The organism is Dorea chungnamensis (assembly GCF_039832125.1).
Taxonomy (GTDB): Bacteria; Bacillota; Clostridia; order Lachnospirales; family Lachnospiraceae; genus JAFBIX01.
The window spans coordinates 28132-41653 of the sequence record NZ_JBDOHT010000013.1; the positions used below are offsets into that span (position 1 = coordinate 28132).

At 41.4% G+C, this 13522-nt stretch carries 9 protein-coding genes; 2 read left to right on the forward strand and 7 right to left on the reverse strand.

Going from position 1 to position 13522, the window contains the following annotated elements; genetic code table 11:
* Positions 1–7: 7 nt before the first annotated feature.
* The 3 genes from ABE613_RS11560 to ABE613_RS11570 form a co-directional block, all read right to left on the reverse strand.
* A complete protein-coding gene (locus ABE613_RS11560; RefSeq protein ID WP_235231755.1) occupies positions 8–1453 on the reverse strand; it encodes a TrkH family potassium uptake protein in 1446 nt (481 codons plus the stop codon).
* A gap of 17 nt (positions 1454–1470) precedes the next feature.
* Entirely contained in the window at positions 1471–2829 is a 1359-nt protein-coding gene (gene trkA / locus ABE613_RS11565) for a Trk system potassium transporter TrkA (RefSeq protein WP_347376441.1), read from the reverse strand.
* 108 nt (positions 2830–2937) lie between these two features.
* On the reverse strand, positions 2938–5013 hold the full coding sequence (locus tag ABE613_RS11570) for an elongation factor G (RefSeq protein ID WP_235231757.1): 2076 nt from the start codon (positions 5011–5013) through the stop codon (positions 2938–2940).
* 235 nt (positions 5014–5248) lie between these two features.
* Here ABE613_RS11570 and ABE613_RS11575 point away from each other — a divergent pair, with 235 nt between their 5' ends.
* Both ABE613_RS11575 and aroA read left to right on the forward strand, forming a co-directional pair.
* Positions 5249–6343, forward strand: coding sequence for a prephenate dehydrogenase/arogenate dehydrogenase family protein (locus ABE613_RS11575; protein WP_347376442.1), 1095 nt, complete (start codon positions 5249–5251; stop codon positions 6341–6343).
* A complete protein-coding gene (aroA, locus tag ABE613_RS11580) occupies positions 6333–7631 on the forward strand; it encodes a 3-phosphoshikimate 1-carboxyvinyltransferase (protein ID WP_347376443.1) in 1299 nt (432 codons plus the stop codon). The genes ABE613_RS11575 and aroA overlap by 11 nt, the downstream gene beginning before the upstream one ends.
* Positions 7632–8410: 779 nt before the next feature.
* Here the strand turns inward: aroA and ABE613_RS11585 are convergent.
* The 4 genes from ABE613_RS11585 to ABE613_RS11600 form a co-directional block, all read right to left on the reverse strand.
* Positions 8411–9583, reverse strand: a complete 1173-nt coding sequence (locus ABE613_RS11585) for a SpoIIE family protein phosphatase (RefSeq protein WP_235231761.1) — start codon at positions 9581–9583, stop codon at positions 8411–8413.
* A gap of 1 nt (position 9584) precedes the next feature.
* Complete coding sequence (locus tag ABE613_RS11590; protein WP_235231762.1) at positions 9585–11297, reverse strand: [Fe-Fe] hydrogenase large subunit C-terminal domain-containing protein; 1713 nt, start codon at positions 11295–11297, stop codon at positions 9585–9587.
* Complete coding sequence (locus ABE613_RS11595; protein ID WP_235231763.1) at positions 11288–11539, reverse strand: (2Fe-2S) ferredoxin domain-containing protein; 252 nt, start codon at positions 11537–11539, stop codon at positions 11288–11290. The genes ABE613_RS11590 and ABE613_RS11595 overlap by 10 nt, the downstream gene beginning before the upstream one ends.
* A 240-nt stretch (positions 11540–11779) precedes the next feature.
* On the reverse strand, positions 11780–13522 hold the full coding sequence (locus ABE613_RS11600; protein WP_347376444.1) for an NADH-dependent [FeFe] hydrogenase, group A6: 1743 nt from the start codon (positions 13520–13522) through the stop codon (positions 11780–11782).

A 13522-nucleotide genomic window follows, 5' to 3' on the forward strand; every position in this document is an offset into this window, starting at 1 on the left:
CTATACTCTAGAACTTTCTTTTCCATGCTGAAGCTGTAAATAACATTAAAAATGGAAAGATTTCCAAACGCCCTGCAAGCATATCAATGCAAAAAACCAGCTTGGATAATGGTGAAAATGCTGCAAAATTTCCTGCCGGCCCTACCTTTGAAATTCCAGGTCCGATATTATTCATTGTCGCTAACACAGAGCTGAATGTAGTCGCAAAATCCATATTATCAATAGAAATAAGCAGAACAGACCCTATCAAAAGAGCAGCATATGACATCAAATAGACATTGACGCTTCGAAGAACTTCATGATCCACTTTTTTCCCGTTGACTCTGATAATATTTACAGACTTAGGATGTGCCAGTTTCATAATCTCCTGTTTAATATTTTTCAACACCATCAGAAAACGCGATACTTTCATTCCGCCGCCGGTAGATGATGCACACGCTCCAACGATCATCAAAAACAAAAGTATACATTGAGAAAACATCGGCCACTCATTATAATCTGCCGTTGCATATCCTGTCGTTGTAATAATGGATGCCACCTGAAATACTGCGTAGCGGAATGCTTTTAATGGATTGGGATACTGACCGCTGATATTCAGTGTAATCGCCGCTGTCGAAAGAGATATAATCAGCAAATACGCCTTTAATTCTTCATTTTTGAAAACCATTTTGTATTCTCCGATCAACAGCAGAAAATACAAGTTAAAATTAATACCAAATAATATCATAAATGTAGTAATGACACCATCGATATATGCACTGTTAAAATATCCGACACTGGCTCCGTAATTGGCAAATCCTCCGGTACCTGCTGTTCCGAATGAAAAGATCAGGCTGTCAAAAAGTCCCATTCCACCAAAGATCAAAAGTATGATTTCTATAGATGTCAGTCCAAAGTACATTCCATAAAGAATTCTCGCTGTAGAAGTCATCTTGGGAACCAGTTTATCTTTCTCTGGCCCCGGAACCTCTGCACGCATCAGGTGCATGGTATTCTTCTTGTCCAGAGAAGTAAGCACCATAACGAATACCAGCACTCCCATACCGCCTACCCAATGAGTAAAGCTTCTCCAGAAAAGCATACATTTTGGTAACGCTTCTATGTCTTCAAGAATACTGGAACCTGTTGTCGTGAAACCGGATACCGTCTCAAAAAAAGCATCAACAAAATCAGGGATACAACCTGACAGACAGAACGGTAACGCCCCAAATAAAGACCATAAAATCCACGCACTGGCGACAATAACCATTCCTTCTTTTCCATAGATTGTCCGATTCGCCGGGCTCTTTCTTCCAAACAGGAAATAAGCAACGAATAATATTACTGTGGGTATCAGAAAATACACTCCACAGAACTCCTGATAAATAAGGGATACAAAAGCCGGGAGCAGCAAAAGTACGCCTTCGACTCCCATCATCTTTCCCAATATGTATCGTATCATCTTTGTATTCATAATCTTTTCTCGTCTCCCTACGCCAAAATATCTTTCAAATCATTGATGATATGATCTTTCGTAATTACAATTACACTGTCGCCAACTTCCAGATGATCCTCTCCGTTTGGAATAATGATTCTTCTGTTTCGTCCAATACATGCAATCAGATTATTTGGCTTTGTCGGAAGATTTTTAAGCGGAACATTGGTCAGGCTGCTTTCCTTTTTTATAATAAATTCCATTGCCTCTAAGCTGCCATTTAATAACCGATATATAGTCTCAACATTGGCACTGCTATAAGAATTATTTCTTGCTCTTACATAACCGACAATTGCATCTGCTGCCGCACTTTTCGCAGAAATAATACTGTCAATTCCAAGACCTTCTACCATCTGCGCTCTGGAATCTTCATTCACTTTGGCAATAATCTTGCTGACTCCCTGCGTTTTAGCGAAAAGTGACATAATGATATTCTCTTCATCCATTCCTGTCAACGCAACAACTGCATCCGCATTTCCGATTCCTTCCTCCAGAAGCAGATCATGGTCTGCCGCATCTCCATGGATCACTGTAGCGCCCGGCAATGCCTCACACAGATATTCACAAGTCTTTTCATTACGCTCTACAATCTTTACCTGCATTCCTACCTGGAGAAGCTGTCTGGTAAGATAAAAGCAGACATTACCGCCGCCGCATATCAAGACCTTCTTTATCTTTGCATTTCTGCGTCCTAATGCCTTAAAAAAAGCTTTTAAATCCTGATGTGCAGCTGCGATATGGAGTCTGTCACCTTGCTGCAATACAAAATCTCCATCAGGAATATAGATCTCACTTCCACGCTTCACCGCGCACACCAATATTTTGATCTGGAACTTTCGATATATTTCAGCCAGTGACAATCCTGCTAACAGACTTTCTTCTCTCATAACATGCTCGATCAGTTCCACTCTTCCCTTCATAAAGGTCTCTACTTTACATGCCTCAGGGAGTAATAATACACGAGAAATCTCATTTGCTGCCGCGAGTTCCGGATTGACTGCCATACTCAGATGCAAATCTTCTTTTAAAATATCTATCTGGCGATAATACATTGGATTACGGACTCTTGCGATCGTATGTTTTGCCCCTAGCCTTCTTGCAAGCAGACAGCTTAACATATTCATCTCATCCGTAGATGCACATGCAATAACCAGATCGGCATGTGGTACATCTGCTTCTTTCTGTATCTCAACATCAGCGCCATTCCCTGTAATACAGAAAACATCCATTTGATTCAACGATTCCCTTAACTTTCCGGCATTCTGATCAATCAAAACAATATCATAATCTTCTTCTGACAACTGTGCTGCTACTTTATGCCCGACTTTGCCATCACCAATTACTACTATCTTCATTTTCTATGATCCTCTATCTACTATTATTTTTCATATAACAAGGAGATTATAGCACTTTTAATCTAAGAAAAAAAGCCCTTACGGGCTTTTCTTCTATGTGAAAAATCTCTATTCTTCTGCTGCTCTTTTTGCGATCTCAGCTTCCTGAACGTCAGATGGAGCCTGCTCATAACGTGCAAATTCATAAGAATATGTTCCTCTTCCTCCAGTCATAGAACGTAATACTGTACAATAACCAAATAATCCTGTCATAGGAATATCTGCAACGATCTCCTGGTAACCACCTGCAATTGGATTCATGCCAAGCACTCTTCCGCGGCGCTTATTCAGATCTCCCATAACATCTCCTGTATAATCATCCGGAACGATAACTTTAATAGAGGCAATTGGTTCCAACAGAACCGGTCCTGCTTCCATGAAACCTTTCTTGAAAGCCTGAATCGTCGCTGTCTTAAATGCCATTTCAGAAGAATCTACCGGATGATAAGATCCATCATACAATACTGCCTTCACACCAACTACAGGATAGCCAGCCAAAGGTCCCTTAAGAACAGATTCCTGCAGACCCTTTTCAACAGCCGGGAAGTAATTCTTAGGAACGGCACCACCAACAACTTCTTCTTCGAAGATATATGGTGTCTCAAGATCACCGGATGGCTCGAATCTCATCTTAACATGACCATACTGTCCATGTCCGCCAGATTGCTTCTTATATTTTGTATCTACGTCTGATTTCTTCTTCAAAGTCTCACGGAAAGCAACTTTCGGAGTCTCCAGAGTAACTTCACATTTGTATCTCTCTGCCAACTTGCTTACTGCAATTTCAAGATGCTGGTCGCCCATACCATAGAGCAATGTCTGACGGTTCTCACTGTCATTAACTACTTTCAAGGTTACATCTTCTGCCATCATCTTCTGCAATGCCTGAGATACTTTATCTTCATCTCCTTTATTCTTGGTTACATATTTCATATATGTATATGGCTTTGAATAATCTGTCTTACCATACAGAACCGGAGTTGTCTTAGTAGAAAGAGTGTCTCCTGTCTTTGTAGCCGTAAGTTTTGCAATTGCTCCGATATCACCGGCAAATAATTCACTTACTTCTACTGGCTTATTTCCAATCATTGTATATATCTTTCCTAATTTCTCATCCGTCTCTGAATCAGAATTGTAAAGTGTATCATCGCCTTTTAATACACCAGAGCAAACTTTAATGAATGAATATTTTCCAATGAATGGATCTACCATTGTCTTAAATACATATGCAGATTTTGCTTTTGCGAAATCATAATTTGCTTCATATATCTCATTTGTCTTGCGATTGATACCTGCACATTCTCTCCAATCAGGACTTGGGAAGAATCTGACAATATCAGATAAGAGATTTGCAACGCCCTGTGCCTGAATATTTGATCCCATTGCAACAGGAACGATACTGCCTTCCATAACCTCTGTACGCATCGCAGCACGAATCTCTTCTACAGAGAACTCATCTCCTGCAAAATAACGCTCCATATATTCATCACTGATTTCTGCAACTGCCTCTAACAATTTCTCACGATAAATTTCAAGGTTCGGTTTACAATAATCCGGAATCTCACATTCCTCTCGCTGCCCAATACCTGTATAACGTCTTCCTGCATTCTTAATAACATTGACATAACCAACTAATTTCTCATTCTCACGGATTGGCTGGAAATGAGGTGCGATTACTTTTCCGTATCTGTCAGTCAGATCCTGAACAACCTGACGGAAACTAGCATCGTCTACATCCATCTCCGTTACATATATCATACGTGGCAGGTTATACTTATCACACAATTCCCATGCTTTCTCCGTTCCTACTTCCACACCTGCCTTACCGGACACAACAATTACAGCTGCATCTGCCGCACTGACTGCTTCTTCAACTTCTCCCACAAAATCGAAGTATCCCGGTGTATCCAGTACATTAATCTTTGCTTTTTCCCACTCGATTGGTACTAAAGTTGTACTAATTGAAAATTCACGTCTCTGTTCTTCTTTATCAAAATCACTAATCGTATTACCATCTGTAACTTTTCCCATACGATTGGTAGCTCCTGATACATAAGCCATAGCCTCTACAAGGCTTGTCTTTCCGCATCCCCCATGTCCTAACAGGACAACGTTTCTAATCTCATCCGTTCTGTAAACCTTCATAATTAGCTGCCTCCTTATATTGGTAAAATCTCATGTATATATTGTACTAAAAAAAAGCTTCTATTACAACTCTTTTATACACAATTTACAACAAAGTATGCTTCTATGCTTTAAAGCGTTATAGTATTGACAAGTAATTGGGGACAGGGTAAAATGAATCGGGGACAGGGTAATTTTAATCTGGGACGGAGGAAAGCTCATTTTCCCCCGTCCCCTACCCCAAAGGAGGACTAACATGAAACATAAAATTGGTTTTATCGGTCTGGGACTTATCGGTGGTTCTATCGCAAAAGCAATCCGGCAGTACTATCCTGAATACGAAATTGTCGCTTTTGATAAAAATAAGGAAACTTTGGCGCTGGCAACCCAGGAATCTATTATTGATGTGGCTGCAACTACTATTGATGATAACTTCAATCACTGTAATTACATCTTTTTATGTACACCAGTATCGTTTAATACAGCCTATCTGAAGCAGTTAACCAATTATCTGCATGAAGATTGTATTCTTACGGATGTTGGCAGTGTAAAGTCGAGTATCCATAAGGAAGTAGAGGCTCTTGGCATTGAAGAATATTTTATCGGCGGCCACCCTATGGCTGGTTCTGAAAAAAGTGGTTTTATCAATTCTAAAGCTATGCTGATTGAAAATGCATATTATGTGCTGACTCCAACCAGGAAGGTATCGCAGGAAAAGATAGATGCCTATGTCAAGTTTGTTGAAAGTCTGCGTTCTATCCCGATTATACTGGATTATCAGGAACATGATTATGCAACCGGAACAATCAGTCATCTGCCGCATATCATTGCTTCTACACTGGTCAATTTTGTCCGGGATACGGATACAAAAAATGAATTAATGAAGAATCTTGCTGCCGGAGGATTTAAAGATATTACTCGTATTGCTTCTTCTTCACCGACTATGTGGCAGCATATCTGTTTAAAAAACAAAGAGAATATTTCTCATATCCTTGGAGAATATATACATTCGCTTGAAAAAGCAAAAATGCTGATCGACCAGGAAGATGAACATGCACTGTACAATATGTTTGATTCATCCAGAAATTACCGTAACTCTATCCCAGATGTGTCTGCCGGTCCGATCAAGAAAACATTTGCTGTCTATTGTGATATTATTGATGAAGCAGGCGGAATCGCTGCCATTGCTACAATTCTTGCATCCAACAATCTGAACATCAAGAATATTGGAATCGTAAATAACAGAGAATTTGAAGAAGGGGTTCTGCGTATAGAATTCTACGACGAAGGTTCTTCCAAAAAAGCCGCAGAATTATTGCAGAAATTCAGGTATATTGTTTATGAGCGTTAAAAAAATTAATCCAACTACCAATTTAAAAGGGAAAATTCATATACCGGGAGATAAGTCTATCTCTCATCGTTCCGTTATGTTTGGTTCTATCGCCCTTGGCACTACGGAAATCACCCATTTTCTAAATGGCGCAGATTGTCTATCTACCATTGACTGTTTTCGAAAACTTGGCGTCGATATCGAACAACGCCCAGATTGTATTCTGGTTCACGGAAAAGGACTGCATGGTCTGTCAGCCCCCGCTGATATATTAAATGTAGGGAACAGCGGAACAACCACTCGTTTAATGTCCGGTATTCTGGCCGGGCAAGAATTTACTTCTGTGATGTCCGGCGACGATTCTCTGAATTCTCGTCCCATGGGCAGAATCATGAAACCATTGAACAGTATGGGAGCTCACATTACCAGTATTCACGGAAATAATTGTGCTCCTTTAAAAATAGAGCCGGGCAATCTGCATGGTATTGATTATCAATCACCCGTTGCATCTGCACAGGTTAAATCTGCCGTCCTTCTGGCAGGACTTTACGCAGACGGTACCACTTCTGTTACCGAACCTGCTTTGTCTCGTAATCATACAGAACTCATGTTAAAGAGCTTTGGCGCTGACATTTCCTCTGTTCAACATACTGATGGAACTGCCACTGCACATATTGCTCCATGCAAAGAATTATATGCACAAAAAATACAGGTCCCTGGAGACATCTCTTCTGCAGCATATTTTATTGCAGCCGCACTTTTAGTCCCAGACTCAGAGTTGTTGATTCAAAATGTAGGAATCAACCCGACTCGCGCCGGTATCTTAAAAGTATGTCAGGACATGGGCGCTGACATTACTTATCTGAATCAGAAAAATGCCGGTGGTGAACCAACTGCTGACCTTTTAGTCAAATACAGTCATCTCCACGGAACCACTATTAAAGGTAGCATGATTCCCACACTAATTGATGAAATTCCAATGATTGCCGTAATGGCTGCACATGCCGAAGGTACTACAGTGATTAAGGATGCTGCTGAATTGAAAGTAAAAGAAACCAATCGGATTGATACCGTCACAGAAGGACTAAAAGCCATGGGCGCTGAGATAATTCCAACCGATGACGGCATGATCATTGAAGGCGGAACATCTCTTACCGGTGCCCACATCCAAAGCTATCTCGATCATCGAATCGCCATGGCATTTGCAATTGCAGGCCTTACCGCACAAGGAGAGACAATCATTGAAAACAGCCAGTGTGTAGATGTATCATATCCCGAATTCTTTACAACACTGGAATCTCTCCAATAGGAATTTAGATGAGTTTGTTGGTGATTGGGATGTGTACGGCGCAAGAGAGCTGGATAGGCTGGTCTGTATCCGACATCCTTCGCCAAGAATCCATAACAGAAAAAAGAGTTGCAATTTCGTGACCGGACTGATTCACCGAGAAATTTGAATAATTTCTCGATTCAGCAGTCCTTTCGAATTTGGCTGGATGCCAAATTCTCACACGGAATTGCAACTCTTTTTCTGTAACGGATTCTATCGCTTGGCTAAACGGATACGGACCAGCCTATCCAACTCCCTTGCGCCTGACATTCCCAATTACTGAACGAACTCATCTGCGGGAAATCCCTGGCGAGAAGCGTAATGGGGAGCGGTGTTTTTATACTATTCATCATTATTTCAATGGAAGAATCAGTTAGTTATTCTGCCAGTTTTTTGACAATATCTTTACTATGCCCATCTGCATGACGCGCAGGAATCCACCCTGATGAGGAAGTTGCGGACTTGGGGGATGTCAGGCGAGAAGATGGATGGGATGGTTTCCATTCGTTGGACAAGCGATAGAATCCGTTACAGGAAAAGAAGCAGGTATTTCGCGCGAAGATCTGGCATCAAGCCAGATCTGAGAAGGCTGCTGAGCCTCGAAATCATCAAGATTTTGGGGCGAATCAGCCTGGTCACAAAATATCTGCTTCTTTTCCTGTTATGGATTCTAAGCGAAGGACTCCGCAATGGAAACCATCCCATCCATCCTCTCGCCGTACACTCCTCAATCACAAACTAACTCATCTAAATTCCCATCAATAATATTGCACATGTACATTTTTCCCTAGATGTTCTACGCATTCTTTTAACTGTTCCACCAGGTTCATCCTGACGCTCAGATTGAATGGCAGATTGGAGTTCTGATGTGCCACATTCATGGCTTTTCCTACGAACAGATTCAATTCTGTACATTCTTCGATAATATATTTTGCCAGTTTTGCCGCTCCATTATCTGCATCGAGTTCTTCGAAGAATAATTCGTCAAATGCATCCTGTTCGTATCGTTTTAATAATCCCAGGGCTTTCCCTATTGTAAGCACACCTTCCGTTACAAGGTCAAGACCTTCTATCGTTGCTGTTGGCGGAACTGTTGGATCTGCATAATTTAACGAGGTTATGATCTCTTTTTTCAGTACTCTGGCTATGATATTCGCACTGGTACCTCCGCAGACAATCTTTTTACCTTCCTGTGCCATAAAATCACGTACCACACGCTCATCGTCTTCTTTATGTGTAGGTGGTCCGGTAAAAATATTAATAATCCGACGTTCGATGACCCTTGCAACTGCAACGGTTGTATCGTCCCCTGGTTTCTGCCCATACAGATCATCACATGCCTGACTTAGCATAGCGGCAAGGCGTGAAGCTGACAATGTCTGCTTTGTACATTTCAGCGTATATTCGGCCATATTTTCCCAGGTCCATCCAAAATTCAGTAATTCCCCGACTCCTGCATAGATAACACCATCACTCATGAGTACAAAACAGTCTTTTAGCTGCACTTGAAAACGATACTCTCGAATGGTCTTTCCTTCTATCACTCTTTCTTTATAAGGATAATTTACAATCTTTCCATCTCTTACAAATACACACAGCGGGTTATCATATTCTACCAGATATGCTTCTCCATTGCAGAAAATCTGCAAAATACTAAAGGTTGCATATGCTACTTCTCTGACTTTACAGACTGGTAAGGTCTTAGCAATGGTATCGACACATGCATCAATAGAAGCACCTTCCAAAAACATTGTCCCAAGGATCTTGGAAGTCAAAGTCGCAAGGATGTTCGCTTTTACACCGCTACCCATTCCATCTGCAAGAATCACGATTTCTGAATCTTCTGTCGACAACACTTCCACCTTGTCTCCACATAGTTCTTCGTGGTGTTTATTCAGACTTTTCCAAGATATATCTACACTTACACTCATCTTACTCTTCCTCTTCAAACAGAATTGAATCTCTCAGTTTTGACAAGGTCACTTTCGTCTCAGCTGTGGTTTCTCCCAAAAGTCCGGCAATCTCCTGTGCTACCATCATCTGTTTATCAATTACTTTCTGTGCCATTTCTACAGTTTCCATCTTCAAATTATAATGCTGTAATTTTGCTTTTTCTTCCTTTGTAATATCCTGATAAGTCACAAGCACAGATTCAATACTTTCAATATATACGATCGACTCAATGACGGTTAATTTCACAGATTCAAGATTAATCTTCTTCCGAGCGACCTGCTGCTTGTTTCTTAGAGCCTCTTCAATATCCAGCGCATCTACAAATTCAAAGATATACCGTTCCAGTGCCTCTTCCCGTGATACACCCAGCATCTCCTGCGCTTTTTTATTACACTCCCGTATCCTCAGATCTTTATCAACGATAAGAATCATATTCGGTGTCACATCCATGACAACATTAGACATGGATTCTGCCTGGGCAACCGCATATGGAAGACACATACTGATCTCCGCTTTTTTCTGGTATACTGCCAGGGCTTTTGCACGACAAGTCGGATAACCGCATGCTCCACAGTTCAGCTCATCTGACTTCGTATATTTTCCCATTGCATGAAGAATTGTTTTCATTTCCTGATCTGAAGGCATCGGATCTTCTACACGTCGATCTGTAAATGTTTTATGAAGTTGGATACCATTTCCGTCAATCTCTGTTGCTTCCTCCCTGTGAGCCACCTGATCTTCTACATCCATCTTAGCACGGATCAGCGACTGATTCCATTTATCAGATGCAGGACCCTTAATACATCCGCCTTCGCAGACATTCACTTCAAAAAAGCTATGTTGAATATCACCCTTTTTCAGTTCATCAAATAACTCCATACAGGCTTTCAGCCCATCAATATGTATTTTATAATAATTATCTTCTATAGAGCTTGCCCGGACAGATTGAATGATACCGCCGCTGATCGGATAGAGCTGATTAACTCTAGGACTCGGATTCCCCATCGGTCTGTCCTCACACTGATGGATATCGATACCTTCTGCTTTCCACCATTTTACTATTTCCTCAAATGTAAGGATCGCATCTATCGCTCCGCAAACACGTTCATCCCCAATCGCTTCTTCTTTTTTTGCAATACAAGGTCCCAGGAATACAACCTTGACATCTTCTCCATAAATCTTTTTTATCAAACGGCCATGCGCAATCATCGGAGAAACGACTGGCGCCATCATCGGCACAAGCTCCGGATAATATTTTTCGATCAGATCATTGACACTTGGACAGCAGGTGGTAATGATATTCGTCATCTCTCCTGCTTTCAGAAGCTTCCAGTATTCCTTCGTGACAAGTGCGGCACCTTCTGCCGTCTCACGCACTTCATAAAATCCAAGTTTCTGAAGTGCATCCACAATCTGTCCCGGTCTGTCATATTCCAGGACTCCCAGATAAGAAGGAGCAATCGATATGATCGTCTTCATTCCCTGGCGCAGGTATCCTTTCACACGTTCTATATCACTGGCAAATGTTTTTGCATTCTGCGGACAGACCTCCAGACAATGTCCACAATTTATGCAATGATTCTTCATAATATGTGCCTGCTCATTCTCTACAGAAATTGCCTTCACTTCACAATAACGCACACATTTATAGCAATGTTTACAACTCGCATCCTTGAAATCAATTACTCGCACGTTTCAGCCTCCTTCAATATCACCTCATTAAAGAAATCTTCTGCATCTTCCGGCTTCACATGATAGATTCTGTCTTTGATCTTGATACTGACACCTTTGGAACATGCTCCCATACAAAATGAACCACTCAACTCAATATCAACTTTTGTCTCATACTCCTTGACCAGTCTGGTCAGTGTCTCAATCACACTCTTGGAGCCGCGCACATGGCAGGAACTCCCGATACATATCAGAACCTTCATAGTTACCTCCTTTTCCCGCTAAATCCGTTCTGAACAACACTTCAATCACTTCGTGTTCTCAGTGTCCATTATATCATTTTTTATTTGAAAATGGAATTGTTGACAGACTATTTGCCTGAATAAACTGCCGGCATTCTTCAGATTGATATACCTGCAGAATCTATTTCCGGCAGCATAGACATTCAAAAACAGCAGCCATACAGACTGCTGTTTTTAATCATAATAATTATTAGTATGCGTTTAATTAATGGTTCTCTTTACATAAGATGTATGTAAGGTTTCATGCGCTTTATGGCTTCCTGGCTCTCCAAGATACTCTTCATAAAGCTTCTTAATTGCCGGATTCTCGTGTGACTTACGAATCGGTTTTGCAGCATCGTTCTTATACAATACGCTTGCACGGATACCGCGTACATCAGTAAAGTTGCGCACCTCACCAGATACCTGCGGCTGTCCGCCTCCGTTAACACATCCGCCAGGGCATCCCATGATCTCAATGAACTGGTAATCTGCTTCACCGGATTTTACTTTATTCAGAAGTTCTCTTGCATTGCCAAGGCCAGATGCAACTGCAACTTTCACATCCATGCCTGCCACATTATAAGAAGCTTCTTTGATACCCTGTGTTCCACGAACATCTGTAAATTCAAGATTTGCCAGTTCTTCTCCAGTCAGAACTTCAACCGCTGTACGAAGAGCAGCCTCCATAACACCACCAGTTGCACCAAAGATAACACCTGCACCTGTAGACTCTCCCATCGGATCATCGAAATCCTCATCCGGAAGTGCGGTAAAGTCAATACCACAGCGTTTGATCAGTCTTGCAAGCTCTCTTGTAGTAATCGCGATATCTACATCAGGTACCCCTGCTGCATTCTGATCATCTCTTCCGATCTCAAATTTCTTAGCAGTACATGGCATAACACTGACAGATACAATCTTCTTAGGATCAATTCCTTCTTTTTCAGCGAAATAGGTCTTCAGCATTGCACCAAACATCTGCTGTGGTGATTTACAGCTTGACAGATTCTCTGTCATATCCGGGAAGTAATGCTCACAGTATTTGATCCATCCTGGAGAACAAGAGGTAATCATCGGGAGAACGCCGCCATTCTTGATACGATCAAGAAGTTCCGTTGCCTCTTCCATAATTGTAAGGTCTGCTGCCCAGTCTGTATCGAATACTTTATCGAATCCGATTCTACGCAGCGCTGCTACCATCTTACCTTCTACATCAGTTCCCATTGGATATCCGAATTCTTCACCAAGACCTGCACGAACAGATGGTGCTGTCTGAACAACTACATATTTTTCCGAATCTGCAATCGCATCAATGATCTGCTTCGTGTAATCTTTCTCATATAATGCACCTGTTGGACAGACAGCAATACACTGACCACAGGATACACAACTGGTCTCACCCAGCCCCATGCCAAATGGAGAGCCGATCATAGTAGCAAATCCTCGATTATTAGTACCGATTACGCCAATTCCCTGTACTTTCTCACATGTTGCAACACACCGACGGCATAAGATACATTTATTATTATCACGAACCATATGTGCTGCGGAATCATCCAGTTCATAATGATTCATAGCACCTTTGTAATAATCTTCATCATCTACGCCATATTCACGGCATAACTGCTGCAGTTCACAGTTACCGCTTCTGACACAAGACAGACATTTTTTCTCATGGTTAGAAAGTAAAAGCTGTAATGTCTTCTTTCTGGATTCGATCAGTTTCGGAGTATTCGTATATACTTCCATTCCTTCATTGATCGGATATACACAGGCTGCCACCAGGTTTCTGGCGCCTTTTACTTCAACCACACACATACGGCATGCGCCGATTTCATTAATTTCTTTTAAATAGCACAAGGTAGGTATTTTAATTCCTGCAAGATGTGCTGCTTCAAGGATAGTAGAACCTGCAGGAGCTGATACATCAAGGCCATTAATTTTAAGATTAATATTTTCCAT